This is a genomic window from Microbacterium sp. KHB019 (assembly GCF_037285405.1).
Classification (GTDB): domain Bacteria; phylum Actinomycetota; class Actinomycetes; order Actinomycetales; family Microbacteriaceae; genus Microbacterium.
In genome coordinates this window covers 506,622-532,431 of the sequence record NZ_JBBDHF010000002.1, presented here as the reverse complement: position 1 = coordinate 532,431, position 25,810 = coordinate 506,622, and the positions used below count along the sequence as shown (strand labels likewise).

Genomic DNA, 25,810 nt, shown 5'->3' with positions numbered 1-25,810 from the left:
GTCGCGGAATTCGTCGATGTGATTCCGGATACTGGACACCGCGAGAACGGGGCCGGTTTCGTAGAGCGCGGACTGGGTGAAGACGGTCCCGGCAGACCCAATTTCTTCCATTCGACCTTGCGGCGGTGTCGATGGACCGTCGCGGCGGCCTCGAAGTAGTAGGCGCTGGTGCCGATGTTTGATGGTGGAGTTCGGTTTGAACGGCGCCACAATTACATCACCGATCTGCATCTCATCTCGAAAACGCACGAGAACGCCGGCCTGTCCAGCGATCGAACGTGGTTTGGCGTCCGGGTTGAGTTCTCTGAGCCTGGACTTGATCCCCTCTCGCCCACCGCCGATGACGCGGCGGTCAGCCCGCGGACCGCAGTAGGCTGGCCACACCTGGCCGCCCGCAGGAGTTCGACTCCGGGTTCAGCGCAGTTCGCCAGGAGAATTAGGGAGCTTCCGGATGCCGTTGCCTCTGGTCATACCGATCATCGCCGTCGCCGCGGCCGCTTTGGCGGGCACAGCGATCTTCGCCGCGATTCCGAAGATCTGGAAGATCCTCGATAAGAACACAGTGGCGATTCTGGGGGCTCCACAGACGGGCAAGACTGCGCTCATCAGGCTTCTCCGTGATGTGGATGCCCCCGACGACGGATTGCCGAGTGCGGTATCCGGCGAAGATCGTGGTCGCTTTCGGCTGGAGGTCAAGGATAAGGCGGTCGACTTCGCGGTTCCGCGAGACCTGCCTGGGAGCGATGGCCTGAACGTGGCCGAATGGAAGGATGCCTTCGACGATGCCGATCACGTCTGGTACCTCTTCCGCGCCGACCTCGTCGCGCAGGACGATGCGGCGACAGTCCAGCTGCTGCGGACGCACTTCGCGCTGCTCAGGAAGTGGCTCAGCGCGAAGCCGGGAAGCGGGCCGAAGATCCTGCTCGTCGGAACCTGGGCAGACGAGCACTCGGACTACGCCCGCCACGCTTCGCGGGTCGCTGAGAAGGTCATGAAAGCTGGCGTGATCAAGATCGGATCGGTCCAACTCGGAGGTTCTCCGGTTGTGGTCGGCAGCCTCGCCACGTCCAGGGACGCCGATAGGCTGCTCAAAGGGATTAAGAGTCGGCTGCAGTAGCCGCTCCCCATACGAGAGAGTGTGGGAATAGTGACGGATATGTCGCGCAATAAAGCGCCTCGATCGGTGATGGTTGCCGACAACAGCCTCTACTTGGACATCGCCAGTGACCCTAACTCCGTCGCGCTGCTTGCTGATCCCGATGCGGTGGTCGTCCCATACTCTGTGATGGCCGTGGGCAACGAGGTTCAGGTCGATGCGGTTCGCGAGGTTCTCAGGGCGGCCGGTCAACTCATTCCCGGAAGCCTGTTGATCAAGAATCCTTACGAGGCCGAGGTCTTCGAGTTCTCCGAGTATGCCCTCGAGTCGTTCGCGAGTGCGAAGTATCACCACCTCGCCACCGTGGCGAAGCTTCTCGGCGCGACGGACGTGAGGTTCGAGGACGCGAAGATCGAACGTCAGACCACGTCGACGAACGGCGGGGTGAAGGCGCTCATCCCCGGATTCGGCGGAGCGGACGCCGACGTGTCCAAAGAGGTGGCTCGCAAACTCGACGCTCGCCTCGAGGGGCACTTCACGTTCGGTGGCGACGAGCCCGACCCGCGAGCCGCGCTGGATTTCCTACGCCTCCACAATCTCGCGAACGAGCAGCAGATGAGATCACTCGTCGAGATGCGGACGGGCTCCAACCCGGTTCAGGGGTACCGGATGACGCTCAGTGGCACTCGGGAGTCTGACGCCAACCTTCGCGCGGCGCTGTCCATCGCCGAGTCGATCTCGGGCAAGAAGGGGGTCAGTGTCGGCGCCACCTTCACCCGTGAGGTGAAGTCGATTCGGAGCATCGAGATCACGACCAGCATCAAGTTCTGATGCCGCTGGGCACTTCGGAGCCTGCTTGTCAGTCCCCGATCAGGAGCGCAGTCGGCGCACCCTCCCATGTCACGGCCAGCTCGTAGCGGGCACGGCTGGCGGCCACATGCAGCAGCGAGCGGAAGCGCTTGTCGAGGTCTGGCTTCTCGTCATCCGGCACCGCTTTTGTACGCCCAGGCATGCGGGAAGGAACCGTCCGAGACGTCGAAGAGCACGACACACGAGAACTCCATGCCCTTCGCGGCGTGCACCGTCATCGCCACAGGCTGCCCGCCCGTGATCCGCGGCGAAGTCTCAACAGCGCGACCGGTAGGTCACGCTGTCCTAGTGTCTGTTGCGCTTTCTTCGCCGACGTGTTCGACCTTTGCCGGCCTGTTTGACGCCGCGAGGATTGTGATGGCCTTTGGCTACGTATCCGCGCGCGGCTTTCGGATCCGCGCGCGCCTCGATAGCGTCGAATTGTGTGCCGCGTGAGACGCCGTATCTCTTCAGCACTGGGGCTACCCGTGGATGAGCTGGCGCGAGGCTCTTCAGCAATCGGGTACTGCAGCCGGGAGACGACGACCAACAGCAGTCGAGGCAGCCTCGCAATGAGCGCCATGGATCAGATCACTCGGCCCATGCTCAAAGTGCTCCGCAATCGCTCGTGAGATGACGTCGGCTATCAGTTTCCGGCGCTCGAACTTGCCGAGGTTCATTCGTTGGACACGAGCCTCGGGTGTGAATACGACGAGCCGTGTCCGGTGGTGAGCGGCAATGTCTGCAGCCGGTTGTAGCCTGATCAACTTTCCCGAATTCGGGAGACCGGCTTTCGTAACGTTGATAAATCCTGAGGAGGACGCATGATTAAGAGCAGCTACCACGAGAGTGAACTCGAGCACGTGGCCGCAGTGATGCTCGGTGGACCGGTCGAGGGTAGGCGATACCGGATGCCCGTCATGCCGGGTGGAGGAGTTCCGACGGCGTTCAGCACGCCGTTGCAACAACCACACGAGACGAGCCCGAGCGCTGTCTATCTTCGCGCGGGGGACGCAGGCGTCGGCGGCTATTACGTGTACTTCTTCGACGGGATGGTCGATTCGAACGGTGTGCGGACCTTGCGCGCAGCCGTCGACGATCACGGGTGCTCCAGTCACGGAACGCGATAATCCGGCAACCTCTGCGCGCATAGCGCGTGAACCATGGCCGCAGCGCACCGCAGGACATTACCAGCCGGCGCTGTCGCTGGCGTTCGCCCCGGGGATGGAGTCGCCCGCTACTGCTGCGAGAGCTCCGCGAACCTTGTTAGCGCGCATGACTAACCATGGTTGAGCCTCTTTCTCGTGAGCGCCCGTCCGATCCGTCGTGAAGAGCGGTCGATGGTCGAACCCGATTCCGCTCAGCATGAGATCGCCGAAACGCCAGAACTCCCAGGGGAGTCCGATGTCGCTGTACTCCTTGCTCTCGATCGGTCCAAAGAAGAACAGAAGCGCGACGCAATGAGCCGCTGTCGCCTCAAGGCCGGGGTATGGCGCGGCAAGGGCGTTAGCAAGATCTCGTGCGCCCAGGATCGGTGAGTGACCAATCGGCGTGTGATACGCAGTCAGAGTAAGCATCGTGGTGCGGGCGACTGTTACCGCTTCGACGCGCGCCGAATCAGGCAGGGACTGCATTTGCATCGCGGCGAGACGAGCCTCGGCGACCCAGCGCCAGTTGGTCCCACTAAGTGGGCGATCGTCGTGAGGAGTCATGGTTTTCGCTATTCGAGGGAGTATGGGGCAGAAGGCGAGGCGGTCTAGGTATGCGACGGATAGTTGATCGTGAGCGCCAGCGCGGCTAGCGACGCTGCCGTCCTGTTTATTTCAACGGAGTGCCGCGGACAACCTGATTCAGTGGATAGGAACGTAGATTCTCGGCACCACGCGTCGACTCATGCTTGACGAGGATGTTGCCTGGGCGCTTCGCATCGATACCGACAACTACCCCGGTCCAATCGAGGCCGAGGCGATCGACAACGACGATTCTCGCACCGACGTTCACGTTTGCGCCTCCCACTGACTGTGCGGCGGGCGTGAGCTGGCCGGCGTCCGCGGCGCGAGCTGGCCGCTCCGCAGGCTGCGGTGGCTTCGGCTGCGCAGGGCGAGCCGCTCCCGCAGCCTGCTTCCCAGAGCCTTTTGAGTTCCCGGCAGGGAGCAGATCGCGAACCCGTTCGAGGGCTACGGCGGCGGTTGGACGCTTGTGCGGGTCGAAAGCGAGCATCGGAGCGATCAACTCCCGGAGAACGGGAGTTAGCGAGCTGAGCCGAGCGTCGTGCCGCATCGCTCGACGCACGGTCTCGTCCTCACCGAACGGATCTGTACCCCAGATGTCCGGCAAGCGAAGACCGCCGGCGATCGCAAGGGTCACCCCGAGCTTGAAGACATCGGCTGCGGGTGCGAAATCCCGCTCCTCAATAACTTCGTCGAGCTGTTCCGGGGCAAAGAAGCCAGGCGTTCCGCCAAGGCGCCCCTCTTGATTCGCTTTAGTGACGAGACCAAAGTCAATGAGCCGGGCGCGCCCCGGCTCGAGCATGACGTTGTCTGGCTTGAGATCGAGGTGGACCAGCCCGACACTATGAATGGCGGCGAGCGCCGAGAGAATGTCATGCGCTAGATCGAGGAGCTGATTTTGATCCATGGGACCAACGGTGCCCACTTGTTCGGCAAGACTCCGCCCGCTGATCAGCTCAGTCGCGAACCAGGGGACATCCCAGCCGGCCAGGGTCTGCTGTGCCGCGGCCTCGAAGACACCCGGGATGTACGGGCTGTCAATCTGACTGAGAACCTTCGCCTCAACGAGAAATGCCTTGGCTTCGTTCGCCAGCCACGTCTCGAACCGAGCGGCGGGGATCGGAACCTGATCCGGGGCGGGGGGCAACATCAGCTTGATGACGCCACGGTTGAGCTGTCCGCCAGCTACGGCAACCCGCGTGAGTGAATGATCCTCTCGCCTCCAGATGGCTCGCCACGTCGTGCCCTGTCCACCTCGTCCGAGTGGCTCCGTGAGGTCCCAGTTCCCCACCTGTCGAGCTTGGATGACTTCCTGGAGTGCAGCCTGGGCAGGATGCAGACCTGCCACGGCTAATCGCCCTCGATCGGGGTGCGGGCGTAGGTGAACGTCGTGTCGGACTTGATGCGCCGGAACTCCTGCCGAGCCTCCGCGATTGCATTCGTCGGGGGCTCCCAGATGTCGAGACCCTTGCCGAGCAGGATCCGCCACCCGTGATCGGTGGCGATCGAACGATCATGGATGCCATCGACGAGCCGAATGTCGAGGTCGACTCCGAAGCTCTGCGATGCCTCGCGCAACGCGACCAGGCGCTCGAGTTGGTCCCTCATGATGTGAGGCTCGGCTTGAGTGGTGACGAGTTCGATGTCGATCTCATCGGCGGGTTCCTTTGCAAGCGCAAGCAGGCCGAGCAGATCGCCGACATTTCGCACCTGGTGTCCCTTCCTGATGTACGGATCGACAATTGTGATCTTGGTCGCGCCGGCGAGGTACGGCAGGAGCACGTTCTCATAGGACACGCCTGTCTGTCCGGCCTTGAAGTCCCGAATGCCCTCGAAGAGAGGCGTCGAAGCATCGGGCATGACGGGCACATCGCTACCTTCGGGCATGATCGGCAACCGCGGAGCGAGAGTCACGACGGTGTGACCAGCCGAAGGCGACTTGGGCGGGACGTAGGTGGGCAAGCTGTCGCCCGCGTCCCCGGCGCCCGTGTCCCAATCACGGTGGTAGAGCCGCGGATACTGGTTCTCCTCCACCGTTACGACGTCGTGCCACTCGCCGAGCGAGTCCCGATAGCCGAAGCGCGCTGGGTTGTCGCGCATGGTGGCGTCGATCCGAAGGATCTGATCCTTGACTCTCTTGCGACCCTCGATGGCGTAGACGAGCAACTCCTCCATCTCCTCCGGCGTCGCGACGCCAGTCGGGTGGATGAGCTTCATCAGACCTGAGAAGGTCTTGTGGATGCCGTCTCGATCGCGCGTGGAGATGTCTGAGCCGAGGCTGAAGTGCGACTGGTACTTATCGGAGAAGTCCTCGTTGCGCTTCGAGTGCAAGATCTCGGCGAGGTAGTCGACGACGAAGCCATAGCCGTCGGAGAACATCTCAGAGCGGATCGGCGAGACTTCCCATCCCGGGATGTAGTGATGAATACGGTCAAGCCACGCCGCGTCTCGGTACGAGTCGGGAAGCTCGTCAAACAGGTCAGAGTGCTGGAGCATATACGGCACGGTGTGTGACGTGTTGCCGATGAAGACCATGGATGCCTCAGCCCCGAGTGGCTGGTTGCCACGGTTGAACTGCTTGTTGGCCATGTAGTTCTTCATGATGTTGACGAGGTTCTGATCAGTTCGACGGTTCGCCGCGAACTCGTCAAAGGCGACAACATCCCAATACCCGACAAGGCCGAGTTTGCCGTTCGCGTTGTTGACGAAGAGCTTGGCGACTGTGACTTCGCCGCCGGAAATGAGCGCACCGTTCGGCGAGAGCTCGCTGAACGTGTGTGACTTTCCGGTGCCCTTCGGGCCAAGTTCGACGAGGTTGAAGTTGCGCTCGACGAACGGGATGAGCCGTGTCAGTGCGATGAGCTTGCCCCTGCGGCTGAACTGTTCCGGATTGAGGCCGATCGACTGCATCAGCACGTCGATCCATTCATCCGTCGTGAATGATGCGCGCGCTGTGTAGTACTGATCGAAGTCCACGCCGGCGATCTGAATCGGCTTGAGGTTCGCGAGCACCCACGGTTCCGTCGGGCCGTCGCTGGGCTGATACTCGATGTCGCAGATGCACCAGACGCCGCCTACAAGGAGCTTCTGGTTATTAGTCACGGTGTTGGGGTCGATCGGCACCCCTTTGATATCGAGGTTCTCGAAGGATGCTTCATAGAAGTCCTGCTTAGTGTTGAGGTCGACCGTTACCCGGTCGATGATCCGGTGTCTACCCTTCTCACGGATCATCGACTGCACGAGCACCTTCTCGTTCCGATTGACGTAGTGCTCGGCGAGGATGCTGCGCACCATGTCGATGCCGTCCTGGATCGTATCCTCATCGTCGGAGGCTGCGTACTGACCAAGGAGGTACTCGAGAACGTAGCCGGGCACCACGGCATTGCCGCGAACGGCCTTCACGAGGTCTTTGCGGACGACGGAGCCGGCGAAGAGCTCGTTCACCTTCCGGTCGAGGTCAGACTCCTCGTCTGCGAAGGCAGGTACGTACACCTCCTCCGCCCCCGCCACGCCGAGGTCACTGAGTGCGTCGTCGATGTTCGTCATGCGTTCTTCCCCTAGAAGTCTGGCGTAGCCGTGATTCGATTCGTGAAGAGGTGCCGATAAGGCACCTGCCACGAGTTGCTGTTCGCACTCGGCTGCTCGAGCCGAAGCTCAACCTGCGCCCCTACGGGCACACCCGCGTCGGGTCGGACCTGAAGCCTGATCTCCTGCAGCCGATCGCGCTCATCTCCTGTCGCAGCGAACACGACGGCCACCTGGTCGGAGATCAAGTCGTCACCGTGGTAGAACGCAGCGCGGAGCTCCCGCGCCTGGGCCCGCTCGCTAATGGGCTCAGATTGGAGCAGGGTAATCCGTACGATCCCGTTCGTCAGCACATCGCTCTTCGGCTTGATCTGCACGTCAACCGGCTTGACCTGGCTCTTGCCCTTGCGAGTGACAGTGATCACGGGAACCACGATCTCCTGCAGGGTTGCGCCGCCGTGAACGAAGCGATCCGCCGCACCCTGCAGCTTCTGTGTGAGGCGATAGATCGACTTCGGGACGTGCACCTGCCAGTGGCCGACAAGTCCGAGCTGCGCCGAAGCGAAGGTGTTGAAGGATGCCGTTTGCTTGAAGTCCTCGCCGAGAAGGAAACGTCGGTCTCGGTACTTAATCTCGCCGTGCGGTTCTTCGTTCAGCTTGCTGCCATCACCGATCTTCGACTCCTGGAAGAGGAATCCATGGTCGCTCGTAACGAGCACGTTGGCGTCGGCAGAGGTCAGGTTTCCGATTAGCTTCGCGAGCTCTGTGATGGCATCTCTCGCAGCTTCCGGAGTACCCGACTCGGCGCCGAGCTTGTGGCTGCGCTTGTCGATGGTGTCGTGATAGACGTACACGATCTTGTGCTGCTGCAGGTAGGGTCGCAGCTCGTCCTTGATCTTCTTGCCGAGAACTTCCTCGGCGCTGATCGCCGTTCCGCCGGCTGCCTCAAGGATCTTTTTCCGGTTGACGATCCCGCCGGCCGGCTTCCCGTCCATCAGAATGTCACTTCCCTTCCCAGCGAAACCGATCGTGGCGTGTGGGAGCAACGACGCCATCCCGAGTTGCGTGTAGCTCGGCAGCACACCGAGCATGGCGTCGAGCTTGGCGTCGTAGGCGACCTTCGTGTCGCTGCGCAGGACGGAAGCCAGTTCGTCTGCGACCTCATATCGGAGCGCGTCCGAAACGACCACGACGACGCGGCGCCCCTGCGAGACGATCGGCTCTACGAACCACCTGTAGAACGAGGCCTGCGATGGGTAGGTGACACACTTCCATATCTCGATTGCATCGATCTGCTTCTGCCACTCGGTCGCAAGTGGGAAGACGTACTTGTTCGTGTAGAAAAGCTCGATTTGCTCGACGAGCGGGGCAAGTTGATCGGCGTGGTCTGTGGTGTGGGTGGCGAGCAGGAACTGCCGGTAACGCTGATCAATACGGAACCAGCGGTCCTTGTACTTCGCGAGCCCGTCGTCGAAGTCGGCGATGGCGACACTCAGTGTGCTGATGTCGTGTAGCAACTCGGCAGCGGACCGGATCGCTGTATAGAGGGCACGAACCGACGGGTCAAGCGTGTACCAGAAGGTCGTCTGACGCTCCTTCTCCGCTTCCTGCACGTCACGGACGGTCAAAGTCTGGTCGCTGACGCCGACGGCGAGGTCTCCGATGATCTTCCAGTCGATCGCCTCGAAGGCGTCGAAGCCGAGCAGGTCGCGGTAGTCACGTGGCGCGATGTGTGCCTCGATGCCGAGGTCGCCCTCGACACGCCTCGCGAGCGCTGCCATCGCCTCACGGCTTCGAACATCGTTTCGCCACGCGCTATAGTCGTGTCGCACGCCGACCTTCACCGCGTCGAAGTCAGTCCTCGAATGCTGGAAGACCCACTCGACGAAGTCGCCGACGGAAGGGTTCGACGACTCGTAGCCGTAAATGCCCTTCGCGCCTGCCCAGTAGAAGTCCGTCAGGCCATACGAGACCAACGCGTCGTAACCGCTCGTCGATCCGGTCGCGTTCTCGATGAGAAGAGCGCGAGTGAGCTCACCGAAGGAGTGCGCCCTGATGCTGAGCGCCACGGCACTCATCTTCGCGAGGAGTTTCGTGCGATCGTCGGCCGGGTCGAGCAGTACCTTGAGCTTGCCCTTGCGATCGGCGCTGTTGAAAAACTTCGGATGCTGAGCGACGACAGGTTGAAGAGACAGCGAGAGGCCGAGATCCTGCGCGTCCATCGAGGCTCTGTCGGCCGTGAAGACGCCGTAGGCGAGCTCAAGATCCCACAGCCAGTTCGCGGTCCCGTCAACTACGGCACCTTTGCGGTAGACGATGAAGGCCTGGTCCGGTTGCTCCTTGAGCAGACGATACTTCACCGCATACTCGTCACCTTCGACTCGGATGACCTCGACTCCATTCAGTTCCGCCTCGAGCTGGTCGAGGTCGGTCTCGTACTCGCCCTCCCGGTCATGCCAGAAAGCGATGTGACGATCGCCAGCCTTCGGTCCGTTGGCGAAGCGCTCTGCGAGGCCCTTCTTCAGCACGCCGAGATCATTCACCGCCCCCACCCTTCTTCAGACCGATGTCCTTCAGAGCGGAGCCAAGCTTCTGGTAGTTCACGAGCACGCCGTCGTCGAGGTCGAGGGCGATCTGCTGTCCTGCCAGCGGGAAGAGCACGTCATGCTCGTAATCGCGAAGCTCGACGAGAACCTTTCGGATGCGGTCGGCCTCCTTCAGTGCGGCCGCGACCTCACGAGGCGACGCGCCGCCCATGCCTGCAGCGACGCGACCCTGGTGCTCAAGGTTCGCTTCCAGCTTGCCGATGAACTCGCGGAGGTAGCCGGTGAGAACCGTCGAGGCAGTCGATGGTGTGTAGCGGTGAAGGTAGATGAGAGCACTGAATGATCCCTTCGGGCTGCGGAACAGCCAGTAAATCGGGCGCTTCTTGTACCGTTTGACGTGATCGCTGTAGAAAGATTTCACGAAGTAGTCACGAATGTCCTTCACTCCGAGCGACTCGGTGACGAACTGGAGGTTCTCCTCGAAGTGGTCCTCGCCGAAAGCAGCGCGCAGAAACTGGCGGAACCGGGCGACGATATCGTCCTCAAACCAGTCACCATCGACTATCGGGATGACGTTGTCCTTATCCGGCATGAATGACGGCGACGGCACAAGCGCGAGGTAATCCTCGAGCGTGCTGCCCTGGTTCGCGAGGATTAGTCCCGGCTCCTCGAGGCTGAAACGCCCGAACATGCATCCGACGGCGTAAGAGGCGAACTCAACGACCAGGCCAGCAACTCCGCTCTCGATATCCGCTTCGGCAACGCGAGCCTGCACGGCATCTTGTGTCTCATATGCAGTCGCAAAGTGCTGGTCCAGCTGGCACTCGATAGCGAAAAGCTCCCTTGTAGCGCGAGCGCGCGCATCCGATTCGGCCTGAACCAGGTCCGCAAGACGCGCCCCCGTCATTCGCAGCGGTGCAGCAAACTCCCATGAGGTCTCGGACCTGTTCCACCGGCGGCGTGCAAGCCGCAGCGCCTCGGATGCGAGCGACTCTGCAGTCTGGGGTGCGGAGTCGACGGGCAAGGGCAACGCACCAAGCGATCCCGGAGGAAGGTTGAATGTCGGGTTGATCGCATTGAGGATGTAGGTCGCCGATGTGGAGTTCAGCAGCCCGAGCAAGTAGAGCGGCCTACTGGTGTGGCATAAACCAGCGGAGGCGTCGAACAGATAGCCATCGTCGACATAGCGAAAAGACGAGGTTCCTGAAGTCACGACATTCCAGACCAGTCCCGCCTTGAAAATCTGGTCAAGGTTGAAGTTGTGGGCTCGAATCCTGCCGGACTCATGTTTTGTTGTCTGAAGCAGGTGGCCGTCGTGTTCCCAGTTGACCACTGAAGAGACATTCCCGAACCACCGAGTTGCCGATCCGCTCGTCGCGTAGGGGAACCAACGACGCCCAGACCGGGAGGCCTCCGTCCTGCTCAGGCCACGACCGATCCGTTGCTCCGACACTTCCCACCACTGCCGAATCCAGCGACCGTTGTCACCTGTCGCCATGCCTACTCGGGGATTGGCGACGTCTCGCAGGAGGGTTCCGTGCCCGAAGACGTCCTTGACAGATTCCGGTAACCAATAGGCAATCGGCATACCAGGAAGTGCGGTGAAATCGGCCCCAGTTGCGAGATAGCGCGCCGCTCCCGCCCGCAACATCGCTGCTTTAGCAGCCTCGTTCTCGCCGGACACAAGTCGCACGTATACGCCAGGCGAACCGCTCGCCTTCCGAAGTTCGAGGACGAACGCCGTCGTTGCGACAACGTCTCCGCCGATCGAGTCAAAGCCGTTAGTGCCCAAGTGGGCCATTGTTGCAACATGCGTCTGGGCAAGGAGGCGCGCGCGCAGCTTTTCGAACGATGCGATGAACATCCAAGACTGCATGGTGACCACCCCTGCATACGCGCCTGGAACTCCGAGGCGAGTGATGCGAAGGATGAAAGCGGCGAAGAGGTCGGACTTGCCCTCTGCGTAGTTGGAGTTCACGAACGTCTGGAGCGGAGAGCTCATGTTTCCGCTACCCATATAGGGCGGGTTCGCAACCACGACTAGGTACCGTCGGGCCAAGTACGCCGCCTGCTCAATCACGACGTAGGCCTTCTCGAGCGCCTTACCGTGGAGCAGATCGCCGTCTGCCTGGGTTCCTTCGATTGCTGCCCTCAGCGGTGCGATGAGCTGCCTCTTTGGCTGGATCAGCGAACCGAATGTGTCGGCGTACTCAAAGGCGTTCCAAAACTCGTCAGCATCGCCACGCGCGATGTCGTCTTCGCTGGTGAGCGACCACAGGTAGTCGAGCTCGTGCGGGTCGAGGTGCACGTTCTCGAGGACGCGTACGTTCGCCTGGACCGGGTTCTTCAGGAAGAGCTTTCGCTTGGCGGCGGCCTTCATCGTGAGAGCGAACGCGGCGAGTGCGCCGGCACGGGGGTCGATCTCGGTGCCATACAGGTTGTGCTGGAGGATCAGGCTGGGAATCTCGGCCGGATCGTAGCCCTTCTCCATGTACATCGCATAGAGCAGGTCGAACGCGTAGGTGAGCATGTGGCCTGACCCGACTGCCGGGTCGATGATCTTCAGCTCCTCCGGCTTAGTGATCCGCAGGAAACCCGGCTCCTCGTCCACAGGCTCGATGTAGTAATCCATCTGTTCGGCGAGGCGGGATGTCGGGTTGTTCAGCAGCCAAAGTCGGCCGAGGGAGTTCTCGACGAGGTATCGGACGATCCAATGCGGAGTGAACAGCTGCGTCGCGGCGGGGATCTCTGCGGCACCGGCCTTCTTGTTCTTTTTGAACCCGTCGAAGACCTCGCCCTTCCGGTCCGAGATGTAGAACTGGTAGAGCCAGCCGATCACCTCCACCTCTCTGCAGACATCTTCGGTGAGCGTCTTCACGGCCCTATCTCGGACGGAATCCGCGGCGAGCAACGCGGTCGGAATGAGCAGCTCCGTGTAGTCACCCTCCCGCTCGAACATGAACGGCATCGCCCTGTGCCAGCTGCGACAGTAGGCCTCGAGCAGAAGCCCGTACGCCTCGCCCTGAGGATCCTGGCTCGGGCGGGTGCCGTTGAGGAGAGCGGTGATCGTGTCCTGCGTCTTCTGCGGAACGACTGCGCCGTCGATGGTGCCGGCCTTCGCCTCGGCGAGCACCTCGGGTTGACCCGTCGTTCGTCCCACCTCGGGTGAGACGACACCGCTGGGGGTGTAACCGTTCGCATCCATGAAGCGGAGCGCGATGATGCGGTTGAACCAGGTGTAGGCGACGCGGTCGATGACCTGGTCGCGGCCGTCACGGGCGATCACGTCTTCGAGCGCGCGGACCGCGGGTGCCGACTCGACTCGGGCGAGCGAGTTCTCAGCGAGCACAACCGTGACGCGCGCACCAACCTCCTTGATGAGATCGGAGCGCGCCCTTGTGGCAAATGACTTGAGCGGGGGAGTTTCCATCAGCGCGTGATTCTCTTGCCTTCTGAGATCGCGGCCTGGAGCGCTGCACGGAGCGCCTCGACGTAGTCGTCGACATCGGCGGCGGTCGTCAGCACGAGCTTCGCGCTCGAGATCGTGATCGACGTCAACGCGACGACAGGCTTCGGCTTCGGCGTCGGTATCGGCTCAACGGAGATCCCACCGTCACCTCCCTGCGGCTTACCGGGGAATGTGACCGGTCGAGCAGCGGCGAGGTCCGCCACGAGGGACGGGAACGTCGAAGCGGCGAAGTCCGATGCGATGACCTTGAGCTTTGGGACGCTCGTCTCCGCCCAGGTTTGCTGGATGGCGCGGTCGACGCGCTCCAGAGCCCGCGCCTGGGCGGGCTCCGGAGCTTCGCTGTATTCCTCGGCCTGCTGAAGCTGGATGCGTCGCAGCTCGATCGAGTCGGCCGCCTTGACCTGCTCGTCCTTGACGATCGCGTCGATCTGCTGGCGTAGCCGATCCGCCTCGTTCTGGAGGTCGACCATGCGGTTGCCGCGAAACACCGCGGGATCGTCGAGGAGCGTCTGGACCGGCGTCGACGCGCCCTTCGAGAGGTAGGCGAGGTTGTCGCTTGCGTCGCGGAGGAACGTTCGGACTCCGTCGTAGATGCCCTTTCGGTTGTCCATGAGGAAGGCGCGGATCGGGTCGAGCACCGACGCCTTCGCTTCCAGCAGTTCGTCAGCCTTGTCGAACTCCGTCAAGTACCACTCGTCGGTCTTGCCGACGACGTCCTCCAGCAGCGCGATGGGTGGTTCGAGCTGTGCAATGAACGCGTAGTCGTAGGCGTTGCGCGACTCCTTGAGTCGATCGAGCTGGTCCTTGAGTTTGTCGGCACCGAAGTGGGCGAGCTCAAGCGCATCCTTCGGCACGAGGCCCTCGTCGAAGAAGTCGGTCACGAACTTGCGGAAGGCTGTGACTTTCTTGTCGTCAAAGCTCTTCTGCACCCCGATCTTGAGGTTCGCGAGCTGCTGGGTGTTCTTCAGCAGGGGCGGAACCTCGGTGCGCTTGAGCAGGTTGCCGTTGTGCTCGATGGTGATGCGGGAGCCGCCGAAGAGGTAGGCGACGACGACCAGCGTGGAAGTCTGGTCCCAGCCGTATGGCTTCCCGGTGAACTTGTCGACGAGCGACTTCGCAGTGATCTGCTGGCCGATGTTCACCTGCTGCTGGATGCCGAGGTTGTAGACCTCGTTCGCGGCTTCTGTCAGCGCCGTATCGACGCTCACCAGTCCGTCCGCCGGTGCCTGGACGAACTTCTGGAAGTCGGCTTCCGCGTAGACCTTGCCGCCGAGCAGTGCGAGTTGCGGGTACGCCTTCGTCACAAGGACGCCAAGTCCGTCGAAGACGCGGGTATCAGCGACCTCGCCGCTGGACTCGACGTCGACGGTATAGACGATGAGCGTCGCCCTGCCGATGGTACGGCGGAGGCGCTCGAGCAGCTCCTTCTTCCGCTCCAGGTTCTGCTGGGCCTTCGCGCCGAGGATGCGCTGCTGGACCGCGGAGAGGGAGCCGTTCTGCTTTTGCTTGACGTACCTTTCCGTCTTGAGCAGGAGCCGCAGGTCGCCGAACACGGCGGCGTCCGCATCGAGCGCGACACGCAGCTCGTCGAGCCCGGTGCTGTGCGCGCGTATCGTCTGGAGGTCGTGCGGGTAGCCGGGGGTGAAGAAGTGGACGGTCAGCGCATGCTGAGGGCCGTAACCGACATCGTCGATCTTGTAGCCGAAGCTGTAGTCGAGGAAGTGCCCCTTCGGCGTTTTGTACCGGTATTTCGCGGTCTTGATCACGTCCTGCTGGAGCATCTCGAAGAGCCGCTTGCCGACCTCGGAACCGTCGAGATCGACGGCCTTGATCTCGTTCTCGATCTCCTGCTCTTCGTTGGTCAGGTACTCGTAGAGGTCGCCGTTGCGCTGAATGTATGTCTGCGACTCCAACAGTGCCAGTGCATCTTCGACGCGTTTGGTGAGCTCTTGCGGGTTCAGCCCGAAGCGGTCGTAGACGAGGACTGCGAGGTTGCGCGCGGTGGCACGGAAGCCGTCGACGTACTTCACGAGGAAGAGCGCTTTGAGCACCCGTACGGCGAGGGTCGTGAGGTCCGATCCTTGGTCGGGGAGATTCTTCTCGGCGACGTCGATGGAGCGTTTCGCCGCCGCTTGCACAGTATCGCGGATGCCGGAGAAGAGGTTGTCGAAGGCGGCAATTTGGCCGACCTCGGTGCGGTCGAGCTCCTTGGCAACCTGCTGGACAACGCCGAGCATTGAGCGCTCGCCAACCGATGCGTGCCGACCGGTGAACGCGTTGTGTTCCGAGAGGCCGACCAGGGCAGCGGCGAAGAGAGGGAACTGGTAGTTCACGAGGGGATAGGTCGAGATGAACCGCGCCTCGTCGGGGTAGTTCGGGTAGGTGCGTCCACCGACGAAATCGAAGACGGTCTTGAAACTCCCTGACTCCTTCTCGTACACCTCCTTCAGCATGGCCGTACCGGACGCGTTCTTTTCGAGCAGGCGCTTGCGGATGACCTCCTCGACATCCGCACTGGACAGACTCACGCGCGTCTTGAACCGTGCCTGGATCTTCGAGAAGTCATACTCCTGACTCTTCGTGCGGTCTCCGATAACTTTGTCCATCGCTTCTTGGCTGGTGACGAACACCCACGCTCTTCCCTGGGCCTTCGTGTTCAGTGCTTCCGCGATGGTCTCGAGACTGAGCATGAGCTTGCCGTCATCCCCGATGTACTGCCCTACCTCGTCAACGAAGAAGTTCAGTCGTGTGCCCGGCGCCTGAATGTCGAGCCACGCAACTACCTCACTCGCGAAGCTGTCGATGTCGACTCGGTAAGAATCGCGATACTTCTCGAGGATGTTTTCAGGGGCGCCAGCCGTGGCTCCTGAGGTCTCTGCGTACGCTGCGGCGACGTTCGGCTCTTCGAGTACGTCGAGCTCGCGGCCCTCGGTCCACGGGATACCTGCGATGCGCTCGTAGGTCTCCTTGAACGCGGCGAATACACCCTTTGTGTCGAGGTCGCGTTCGAAGCGAGCGACATGCGGTTGCATGCCGTAATAGCCACGGCTGTTGTTAAAGACCTTGATGAAGACTCTGAGGATCGCGTCGGTTTTGTCGCCGCCCTGGGCGTCGGCGACCTGGTCGATGTTGAAGAGCAGGCTGCGGGCCGGGATGCCCTCAGCCTTTTTCAGCGATGCCTTAAGGAAGCCGTCGGTCGTCTTCGACTTGAAGCTTTCTGAGACCTCGGCGCGGGGGAACTCCTGCCCGTCGACGTCGCCGAGCAGATGCGCGAGCATCTTGAGGAGGTGCGACTTTCCCGAGCCGAAGAAGCCCGAGATCCAGACACCGTTCGCGTTGGTGTAATTGGTGTACTCCTCGAGGAGGTTCGACAAAGCCTTCTCCGCCTCGTTGGTGAGGACGTACTCCTCGACTTCGGTCCCGAGGTGGGTAGTATCGTCGGCCTTGATCACCCCATCGATTGGACGCGTGACGTCCTTTTCGAAGATGTCATGGAGTTTCACGGTCAGGCCTCCCGATCCCGGATATCGAACGCCCGGTAGTAGTTGTCGTCTTTGAGTCGCCCGAAGAGCACGAGCGAAGAACCGGCGGTGCCGGACTGCTTGTAGTCGCCGGGGAAGAACACGAGCATCGGCTTGCTCGTCGCGACGGTCTGCAGGTTGTTCAGCACGTTGTGCGAGCGGATGTACGGGAATACCTCGCCGATGCCGGTGAGAAAGAGGATGTCGTACGAGGCGCTATCGAGCCGCTCCTTGATCGCCGGGATCAGCTTCGAACCTGGATCGAGCATGTTTTGCAGCGGCTTGATGAGAGCATCCTTCCCCTGCTCCGCCTCGAGTTTCAGGAGCCGCTCCCAGACGCCTCGCGCCTGGAGCAACTCAATCGCGAGGTCGTAGAGGTTGACCTCCAGAACGGTAACGCCATGGTCGTTCTTCAGCCTGTTCTTGAGGCGCTTCTTCGCGGCCGCGACCGCAAGGGAGTCTTCGGGGTCATAGGGGTAGATGAAGAACGGCACTTCGTTGCCGAGTCCCTCCATCTCCCGAAATCGTCTGCTGCTGAGCACCGATACAAGGTGCTTCTCTTGCTCGAGAACCTCTTGGCTCGTCATACTGCCTGCCTTGTCGGGAAGAACCGAACGTCACTTGGGGTCTGCTTCACGAGTTCGTCAAGCACCCGTGTCGAAAGGACTGCGGGAATGATTCTGCCGCCGTCATCGGTGAGACCCGCGTCGCGCATCAACAGGAAGGATGTCGAGCGAAGCTTCTGCATGGTCTTCGGCGTGACCTCACTGAGCTCGCCATGCCACAGCGCCTTTCCGCGAATGAACGAGTCGAAGTGCTCTGGCAGCACATCCGCAGCCAACTGGAGGAAGCGCTCACGAAGCACTTCTTCTGCGAACTCGGCGATGAGTGCGTATCGGCGACAGGTCGCCACCCACATGAGGTGCGCACGTTCCTCTGCCACAGCGATCGAAAGGAGCTCTACTTCCGAGTCCGTGAGCTGTTGAAGACGCTGGACCAGCTCGCCACTCATCCGAGTTGCGCTGCGGGATGCCCGGCTCTGGAGCAGGTTATTCGCATCAATTGCGGCGCGCACATCCCGCCAGTCACGAACGCGACCATACATGTCGGCTGCAGGGGAGGCGTTCTGCAAGAACAGGCGGCCGGTCGTGAACGACAGCCTGTATCGCTGAGACTTGTCCCGTGTCACGCTCACAGCCTTCCCCTCCTTGGATCAGAAAGTCGGTCAGTCTACGGGTGACTTACGACATTTGTGATCTCTCGTCAGGAACAGAACCGCTTCCTGACGTCCCCGCCCCAGCCGATCGTATCGGACGCCGCGACAGGAACAGGCGTAACGCGCGTCCTCTGTCTTCGCCGCTTCCTGTCCGGCGCAACACTCTGAGCCGATAGCATCCGATCATGACCGCCCCGGTGCAGAGGAGAGTCCGTGTTCCTTCTTGATGACATGCTCGTGACGAGCGCCAGCGATCTCACACTCGCCTCGAAGTGCGAGTTCGCGTTCTTGCGGAAGCTCGATGTTCTGCGCGGTCGGTCCGAAAGAGTTGAGGCGGAGCCGGATGCCCTTCTCGAGCGGACGTCGCGTCTCGGAGATGCTCATGAAGAGCGAGTGCTGGAGCGGTACCGCGAGCTTTTCGGTGACGGTGTGGCGTCGTTTGACCGGCCTGATCCGCTCACGAGGAATGCGTTGCGACTCGCCGCTGAGGCGACGCTGCGGGCCTTGGAACAGGGAGCGGATGTCGTCTTCCAAGCGACGATGTTCGATGAGGACGTTGAGGGCGGCACCGCATTCGTCGGCTTCGCTGACTTCATCACTCGCCAGCCTGACGAACGGTATCGAGTCGAGGACACCAAGCTCGCGCGTTCGGAGAAAGTCACCGCGGTGCTGCAGCTCGCCGCGTACGCCGAAGAACTTACGAGGGCCGGCGTCGACGTCGACGACACGGTCACGCTCCTTCTCGGCAATGGAGAGCCATCGCATCATCGGGTCGAGGAGCTCCTCCCCATCTACCGAGTCCGGCGTCGGCGGCTGAAGACGATCCTTCGATTGCGAGATCAGGAGGGTGTCTCGGGGTTACCGATTCTTTGGGGCGACCAGCGGTTCTCGATCTGTGGCTCGTGCGAGCACTGCGCGGCCGAGATCAATGCGTCCGACGATGTGCTGAAGGTCGCAGGTCTCACGCGCAGTCAACGCGAGAAGCTCCGGAGTGCCGGCGTCGAGTCGGTGACAGAGCTCGCGGCGTCCGAGGGCGATATTCCGGGGATCGGATTGCGCACGCTCGCGTCGCTGCGACTGCAGGCGCGACTTCAGCTCAGGGCAGTGGTCGGAGAAGAGCCGCCGTACGAGATCATCGACGCGGCGCCGATCGTTGCGCTTCCAGCGTCAGACGCCGGAGACATTTTCTTCGACTTCGAAGGCGACCCGCTGTACACGGAAGGCGACGGCAGTGTGTGGGGCCTCGACTATCTCTTCGGGCTCGTCGAAGCGGATGGCACCTTCCGCGCGTTCTGGGCTCATGACTTCGCCGAGGAAGCCGTCGCGCTGCGGGAGTTCCTCGACTATCTGACGACTCGGCGATCGCAGCATCCTCGGATGCACGTCTACCATTACGCGTCGTACGAGCGCACGCACCTCGCGAGTCTCGCCATTCGGCATGGATACGGCGAGGACGTCATCGACGATCTCTTCCGACAGCACGTGCTCGTTGATCTCTACCCTGTCGTCCGAGGTTCAATCAGGGTGGGTTCGCCGTCCTATTCGATCAAGAAGCTCGAGCCCCTGTACATGGGCGACGATCTGCGGGATGACGAGGGCGTCACCACTGCCGGCGACTCGATCGTCGAATACGCGCGTGCGATCGAACTGCGCGAGCGCGGCGACTATGACGCTTTCGACCGCAAGCTGAGGGATATCGCCGAATACAACGAGTACGACTGCCGCTCGACTCTGCGTCTCGACGAATGGCTCCGATCGCAGATTGCGAGCGACGGCGGTCAACATGAATCATCGCCCAGTGGTCAACCCCGGGAGCCGAGTGCAGACGCCGTCGCGGAAGCGGAGCTCGCCCGGCGTCTCAACGGCATGGCTGGCGATCTGGCGACCCTTCACGATGACCCAGACCGTCTGGCGCTCGCATTGGCGGCCGCCGCCGTTGGGTACCACGTCAGAGAGGACAAGAAGCAGTGGTGGGAGCACTTCGCTCGGCTGCTGCAGCCGCTCGACGATTGGGTCGACACCCGTGGAGTATTTGATGTCCACACGGTGACGGTCGACCGGGACTGGTACAAGGAGGGACAGCAGCGAAACCTGCGCAGGGGGCTCACGCTCCGCGGGTCTGCGGCTCCGGGGTCAGCATTTAGGGCTGGTGATCGCGCGAGTGCCTATTTGTTATACGAGCCTGACAGCAGCCTCTCGAGAGGGATCGAGGACCCCGGTGCAAGAATCCCGCGCGAAGTGAGGATCACTAATGTCGGAGAGGATGGGCTCTCCGTCGAGGAAGTTCTCAAAACGGGACATGATCCGCACTCAGAGCTGCCGATGGCGCTTGTCCCAGGCGGCCCGATCTCCTCCAAGAGCCAGCGTGTGGCGATCTTCGAATGGGCCGGCCACGTCGCGGACCGATACCCTGACTGGCCCATGGGCGCGGCGTCTGACATCCTGCGGAGGGTGCCTCCGCGCACGCGGACCGGCAGTCTTCGTGCTATCGAACAACTTGATCCTGCAGGCCTCGCTGCCGCGATACGCGATCTCGATCGGTCGTACCTCGCGGTGCAGGGCCCGCCAGGTACCGGGAAGACATACGTCGGAGCTCGCGCCATCGCGGCGCTGGCAGATGACCTCGCGATCGGTGTCACGGCCCAGTCACACGCAGTTATTGGGAACTTCCTCGAGGGCGTCGTCGACGCAGGCGTCTCCTCGGATCGGGTGGTCCACATCGGAGAAGACTGCGGACGGGGACATACTCACGTGGACTCTGCGCGGATCGCAGCATGGATCAGCGAGCACTCTGGCGCAGGATATGTGATCGGCGGCACGGTCTGGGCCTTCTCTAATCCGAACCAGATCGCGCGTATGAGTCTCGATCTCCTTGTCATCGATGAGGCAGGTCAGTTCTCCCTCGCCAACACAATTGCAGCCGTCGCAGCAGCGAGCAACGCCCTCCTTCTCGGCGATCCGCAGCAGCTGCCTCAAGTGACTCAGGGGTCACACCCTCAGCCCATCGACGAGTCGGCGCTCGGATGGATCATGCGCGGTGCCGATGTGATGCCGGCTGCGCACGGCTACTTCCTCCCGACGACGAGGCGCATGGTGCAGGAGCTGACGGATCCTGTCTCTCGCCTCTCCTATCGAGGTAGATTGCAGGCGCACGAGTCAACGCGGGGCCGGGCCCTCGAGGGGATCGCTCCCGGCCTCCGTACCGCGCCGATCGCGCATCGGGGCAGCTCGGTGTCCTCTCAAGCCGAAGCAGACGCCGTCGTCTCGATCGTGCAGGACCTCATCGGCCGATCATGGACCTCTCCCTCTGACGAGCGTGAGGGCGACCCGCTCGGTGAGTCGGATTTCATCGTCATTACGCCGTACAACGCCCAGCGTGAGCTGATCGTGAACGCCCTTCGACGCGCAGGCCTCGCGGATGTACCGGTGGGTACCGTCGACAAGTTTCAGGGGCGTGAGGCGGTCATCGCCATCGTCTCTCTCGCGGCATCCGACGCGGCCGAGGTGCCGCGAGGGATGGAATTCCTCATCAACCGGAACCGTCTGAACGTCGCGATCTCGCGGGCGAAGTGGGCCTCGTGGATCGTCTACTCACCCGCACTCGTAGAGCACTTGCCTGCGAGTGTGAGCGGTGTGAAGGAGCTCAGCGCCTTTATCGGTTTGGTCGGAGCAGATGGCAACGACTGACGGATGGAAGGTACCGTCACCGCCGACTCATTCGGGCAACCGATTCTCGTTATCGACGACACCGGCCGAGCGAGCTGTCGCCACGTCAGAGTCAGCATCCCTTCGAGCACTCACCGCGTGTGATGTAGAACTCGCGGAGCTAATGCTCCAGAGTCGATAGGAGTCAGGGTGCCTTGATAACCCGCTGTAGGTACTCGTAGAGGTCGTCGAAGAACGCCTTGACGTTGGTGTGATCACCTTGCCATTCCTGCGCAGCGGTCGAGGTCCCGGCAAGGGCGGATGGCTTGTCCGCGATCCATCGCCAACAAGCCACTTGACGGATGTCACTGAACTCGACGGCCAGGGGTCCCGGGAGAAGCGGCCGGTTGAGCTCGAACACTCGGCTCACCCCGCGCATCGCCTCGTCCCACCGGCGGGCAACGTCCCCAGCGTCACGGTAGACCTGTCCGCGACCGATCTGGACTGTCGCTCGCAAGTCGTTCTCGGAACACGCCCAGGTCCACGCGTACGAGTTCGCGCCGTGCCCACCCATGGACACGGCGAAGCCCTCGGTCACCTCGTCCGCACGGAGCCGATTGGTGATCGCGTCGAAGGTATAGAGGTCGTTAGCGGTCACACCGCTCCATGCGGAACTGTGGAACAGCATCCCTTCTCCCCACACGATGTCGAAGTCCTCTTCTAGGGGCACGTACGGCAAAGCGATACCATCCTCGATGAAGCTGGCGAACATCTCGGCTCGGGTTTCCTCATCCGATGTGAGCCACCCGGGTGCCGCTTCGGTCCAGCGGACGCCCTCGAGGACGCACTCGTCGAATCGCGTCCCTTGAAACTCTGCGGCTTCCCCATTGGCATCGGTCAGATCGCAGCGCAGGAGGATCGCCCCGTTGAGGCGTGCGTTGGTCAGGTTCGCGCCGCGGAAGCCGACGTCCCGCAACCGCGCTGTGCGCGGTTCGGCGGGCATGAGGAAGATTGCCGCGGGCGAAGGCGCTGCGTACGATTCGGTGAAGTCGGCGCGGGAGAGGTCGGCATCGTCGAAGATAACGTTCGACAGCACCGCGTCCGTGAAATCGGCATCTGACAGATCCGCGTGGGCGAAGACGGCGCGGTCGACCGATGCCGCAGTGAAGTTTGCCCCGTCCAGCCGGGCTCCCGGCCAGGTTATTCCCTGGATCTTCGCCCCCGAGAAGTTCACGATCGGCAGGACGATGTCCAGCGTGCCCTCGTCCGCCCAGGTGAGTTCGTCTAGCACCGCCTCCCGAAAGTCCGCAGCCTCGCCTCGGATGAAGTTGAACCCGGAACCGACGAGCCGGGCGAACCGGAACGATGCCCTGTCCACCCGGGCGCCGTCGATCACCGAGTCGCTCATGCGGATCATCGTCAGATCCGCGGCGGTGAGATCTACCTCGGCGAAGCGTGCTCTAGAAATGACGGCGCCTTCGAGCGAGGCACCGCGGAGGTCCACGCCCTCGAGACGTGCACCGCTGATTGAGGTGAACGCCAGCGACGCTTTCATGAGGCTTCCGCCGATGAACTGGGTGTCGTCGAGGATCGCCTCGGTCAGGTCGCGCCCGGACCAAGTGAGATCGATGAACGTGGAACCGGTGAAATCCAGACCCTTGAGGTCGACGCCGTCCAGATCGTTCCCTCGGAACGTGCGGTTCCGGTAGTCATTGATCGCGCCGGTGCCTCCCGTGTCTGGGTGAGACGGCGTCCGAAGGTGCTCAGTCCATGCCGCACCGTCCCAGTACCGCTGGTTTCCGCTTCCGTCCGGGTACCATCCCGCAGGCGCTTGCTGACTCACGGATTCATAGTGGCATGAATGAGAGTCCATCGTGCTGTCTGCAGCCGCGGCATCGTTCGTGAGAACTCGCGGCTGACACAGGCTAACTACCCGGGCACCCGTGCGTTCGCTCTCTCACCCACCCGCCGGCAGCCCGAACGCGACGCTCGCATGGTCGGTCTGGGGCGCTCGTCCGTCGGATGTCGCTGACCGTCTCCCCGACCGAATCCGGTAGCAGCGGATCGTGGTCTATCGAGAGTCATCGGTGCCCAACGTTCGAGTGCTCCTGCCAGAGGTGCCGGGGTTCAGTAGGCTTCTGAGCCTCGCTTCAGCTCGATGACAACGAGCTGGCCGTTGCTTGACAGCGCGAGGGCATCGGGACGCTCGCGCGCCTTCGGCTCATTCTCGAGGCCGGACCGATCCAGCAACGGCAGCGTGTAGCGGCGCTCTGCTTTGAAGTCAGGCACGTGACCGACGTCGAGGCGGTTCACCGCATCCGGTGCCGAGTTCTCCCAACCGCCGCCTTTGCGTAGGTCGCGATCTGTGGCGTGCAGGTACGCGTCGCAGGCGAATCGTCGGATATCGCCCTGGATCACGAAAACATGGCCGGTCATGGTTTGATCATGGCATCGGCATCGGCATGTGCTTCGGCGTCGCTTTCGCCGCAACGAGCGCTTCCCCGTTCGGACCTTCCATGCCGCGGTAAGTAAAGATCCAGAAGCCGTCCACCTGCGTCTCGCTCGTGCACTCGTAGACGGCGAACAGGCTGAACTGATGCGGTTCGCTCAGCGGCACCTTCGACACGGTCCCGGTCAGCTTCTTTCCCGACATGACGGTGGGCAGGTCGCCGGTCTTGAAACCGTCGCGCGGACCGCCGAAGTATGCGCAGTACAGCGTCGGGTCCTGATTCTTCGCGGACTCGTAGGTGGTCATGATGTCTCCTTTTTCTGATCGTTCATGATGCGGCTGACGGCGTCGCGCAGGAACTGCTGCGGGGCGAACTCCGGCAGCGCTCCGCGGATGTCGTCCCATGCGCGGTGTAACGGGATGCCGCGATGTCGAGCGCCGTACAGCGTCGATACCGCCGCGGTTCTGCTGCGCCCCTCGGCGCAGTGCAGGAAGACGATCTTCCCCTCCGCGCGAAGTGCGGCTACAGCATCCGCTGCGTCGGCCAATACGAGGTCGAGGTTCGCGTTGCGGGCAGGCTGGTCGATGAGCCAGACCTGAACGCTCTCGACCTCCTCCGAGAGCTGCGCCGCGCCGACGCGGCACAGCGATACGACGGCATCGATATCGATGGGCAGGCGGTCGAGAGCGGCGAGGGATCCGATCCATACCCGATCGTCGTGCGGATGCTGCTCGAAGGTACCGCGCGATGCGTGACCGGGCTGCGCCAGGCGATCGGCTGTCGGCCAGCCCTCGCCGTCTGCCTGGCCTCCCCGGGCTGCGAGTGCCGCCTGACGCACGAGGTCGTTCGCGGTGTACCACGGCCAGCCGTGCAGCTTCCGCTTCCAACTCAGCGGCACCGCCGATCCGCCCCACAGTGCTCCAGCAAGCGAGCCCGCGATCGCAGCCACAGTGTCGGTGTCGTTCCCTCCGCGGACCGCGCGCTCGACGGCATCCGTAAGCGAGGCCGCTCCTGCGACTGCCGCGAGAGCGCCCTGGAACGCCCGAACCACCCACCCGTTGCTCTGCCTGAAGTCGCGCGGATGGGCACCTGGTGCAAGCGCCTCATCGATCAGGGCGCTCCAACGTGCGGCATCCGAATCCCGGAGTAGAGGGAGCTGTCCTCGTACGTCGAGCTCGCCCGTGAGAATCGCGTGGCGGATCGCAGCCGACCAGATGATGCACGCCGAAGCGCTGTCGGCTTCCCAATGAGTGAGCTCTGACACCGCTCGCGCGGCATCCGCGAGGTCGGTGACCGGGCGGTTCAGATAGCCGAGCGCCACAGGGCCGGTGCGCATCAGAGCTCCGTTGCCCGCACTGCGACCCGTCCGTTCGTGAAGGGTACGCGAGGCCGTGCGGACATCCTCCTCGGAGAAGCTCGCGGGGACACGGGACAGCACCGAGCGGGTCTGGGCGCCGACGTCTTTCGCGGTGCGCGCCCACTCGATCCACCGTCCGGCGATCTCTTCGCGTGAGACGACGTCGTCGAGACGATCTCCGCGGGCGAGTACGTCGAGGATCGGAATGGCCATGCTCGTGTCATCCGTCCACTCGCCGGGGCCATGCCCGAACGCTCCCTGCCCGAACAGCAGGGTCGTGTCGTCCGGCAGCGCGGGGCCGAACTCGTACTGGGAGCCGAGTGCATCGCCGGCGGCGGATGCCAGCACGGTGCCGATCGCCCGGTCGAGCTGGATGCTTGTGAGACTCATGGTGCCCTCCTCGGAT

The 25,810-nt window shown here is 62.4% G+C and carries 17 protein-coding genes; 3 read left to right on the top strand and 14 right to left on the bottom strand.

All coding sequences use genetic code 11. The annotated features are described in order from the left end of the window. The first annotated feature begins 451 nt into the window (after positions 1–451). On the top strand, positions 452–1,117 hold the full coding sequence (locus tag KHB019_RS08905; RefSeq protein WP_337458721.1) for a hypothetical protein: 666 nt from the start codon (positions 452–454) through the stop codon (positions 1,115–1,117). A gap of 168 nt (positions 1,118–1,285) precedes the next feature. Beyond that, entirely contained in the window at positions 1,286–1,927 is a 642-nt protein-coding gene (locus tag KHB019_RS08900; protein ID WP_337458720.1) for a hypothetical protein, read from the top strand. 28 nt (positions 1,928–1,955) lie between these two features. Here the strand turns inward: KHB019_RS08900 and KHB019_RS08895 are convergent, their stop codons facing one another. From KHB019_RS08895 to KHB019_RS08855, 10 genes are all read right to left on the bottom strand, one after another. Next, on the bottom strand, positions 1,956–2,108 hold the full coding sequence (locus KHB019_RS08895) for a hypothetical protein (RefSeq protein ID WP_337458719.1): 153 nt from the start codon (positions 2,106–2,108) through the stop codon (positions 1,956–1,958). Beyond that, positions 2,077–2,160: a hypothetical protein gene (locus KHB019_RS15125; protein WP_443193208.1), complete on the bottom strand. Its 84-nt coding sequence runs from the start codon at positions 2,158–2,160 to the stop codon at positions 2,077–2,079. Before KHB019_RS15125 ends, KHB019_RS08895 begins: the two co-directional genes overlap by 32 nt. Positions 2,161–3,132: 972 nt before the next feature. Then, on the bottom strand, positions 3,133–3,657 hold the full coding sequence (locus tag KHB019_RS08890; protein ID WP_337458718.1) for a hypothetical protein: 525 nt from the start codon (positions 3,655–3,657) through the stop codon (positions 3,133–3,135). A gap of 106 nt (positions 3,658–3,763) precedes the next feature. Next, positions 3,764–4,966: a serine/threonine-protein kinase gene (locus KHB019_RS08885; protein WP_337458717.1), complete on the bottom strand. Its 1,203-nt coding sequence runs from the start codon at positions 4,964–4,966 to the stop codon at positions 3,764–3,766. Positions 4,967–5,025: 59 nt separating this feature from the next. Then, on the bottom strand, positions 5,026–7,221 hold the full coding sequence (brxL, locus tag KHB019_RS08880; RefSeq protein WP_337458716.1) for a BREX system Lon protease-like protein BrxL: 2,196 nt from the start codon (positions 7,219–7,221) through the stop codon (positions 5,026–5,028). Positions 7,222–7,232: 11 nt separating this feature from the next. Continuing rightward, the gene (pglZ, locus tag KHB019_RS08875) at positions 7,233–9,743 is read right to left on the bottom strand and encodes a BREX-1 system phosphatase PglZ type A (RefSeq protein ID WP_337458715.1); all 2,511 of its coding nucleotides are present in this window, start codon (positions 9,741–9,743) and stop codon (positions 7,233–7,235) included. Further along, complete coding sequence (gene pglX / locus KHB019_RS08870) at positions 9,736–13,176, bottom strand: BREX-1 system adenine-specific DNA-methyltransferase PglX (RefSeq protein ID WP_337458714.1); 3,441 nt, start codon at positions 13,174–13,176, stop codon at positions 9,736–9,738. Before pglX ends, pglZ begins: the two co-directional genes overlap by 8 nt. Then, complete coding sequence (gene brxC, locus KHB019_RS08865; protein WP_337458713.1) at positions 13,176–16,718, bottom strand: BREX system P-loop protein BrxC; 3,543 nt, start codon at positions 16,716–16,718, stop codon at positions 13,176–13,178. The genes pglX and brxC overlap by 1 nt, the downstream gene beginning before the upstream one ends. A gap of 2 nt (positions 16,719–16,720) precedes the next feature. Next, complete coding sequence (locus KHB019_RS08860) at positions 16,721–17,323, bottom strand: DUF1788 domain-containing protein (protein WP_337458712.1); 603 nt, start codon at positions 17,321–17,323, stop codon at positions 16,721–16,723. Next, the gene (locus KHB019_RS08855) at positions 17,320–17,925 is read right to left on the bottom strand and encodes a DUF1819 family protein (protein ID WP_337458711.1); all 606 of its coding nucleotides are present in this window, start codon (positions 17,923–17,925) and stop codon (positions 17,320–17,322) included. The genes KHB019_RS08860 and KHB019_RS08855 overlap by 4 nt, the downstream gene beginning before the upstream one ends. Before the next feature lie 240 nt (positions 17,926–18,165). Between KHB019_RS08855 and KHB019_RS08850 the strand changes: the two genes are divergently transcribed. Continuing rightward, positions 18,166–21,639 (top strand): TM0106 family RecB-like putative nuclease, encoded by a 3,474-nt coding sequence (locus KHB019_RS08850; RefSeq protein ID WP_337458710.1) that lies wholly within the window; start codon positions 18,166–18,168, stop codon positions 21,637–21,639. Between the two features lie 163 nt (positions 21,640–21,802). On the opposite strand, the gene KHB019_RS08845 is transcribed toward KHB019_RS08850, so the two are convergent. From KHB019_RS08845 to KHB019_RS08830, 4 genes are all read right to left on the bottom strand, one after another. Beyond that, positions 21,803–23,440, bottom strand: a complete 1,638-nt coding sequence (locus KHB019_RS08845; RefSeq protein ID WP_337458709.1) for a pentapeptide repeat-containing protein — start codon at positions 23,438–23,440, stop codon at positions 21,803–21,805. A gap of 284 nt (positions 23,441–23,724) precedes the next feature. Beyond that, on the bottom strand, positions 23,725–24,033 hold the full coding sequence (locus tag KHB019_RS08840) for a hypothetical protein (RefSeq protein WP_337458708.1): 309 nt from the start codon (positions 24,031–24,033) through the stop codon (positions 23,725–23,727). Between the two features lie 7 nt (positions 24,034–24,040). Continuing rightward, positions 24,041–24,352 carry a hypothetical protein gene (locus tag KHB019_RS08835; RefSeq protein WP_337458707.1) on the bottom strand — a complete coding sequence of 104 codons (312 nt, stop codon included), beginning with the start codon at positions 24,350–24,352 and terminating at the stop codon, positions 24,041–24,043. Beyond that, positions 24,349–25,794 carry an ADP-ribosylglycohydrolase family protein gene (locus tag KHB019_RS08830; protein WP_337458706.1) on the bottom strand — a complete coding sequence of 482 codons (1,446 nt, stop codon included), beginning with the start codon at positions 25,792–25,794 and terminating at the stop codon, positions 24,349–24,351. Before KHB019_RS08830 ends, KHB019_RS08835 begins: the two co-directional genes overlap by 4 nt. Positions 25,795–25,810: the final 16 nt, after the last annotated feature.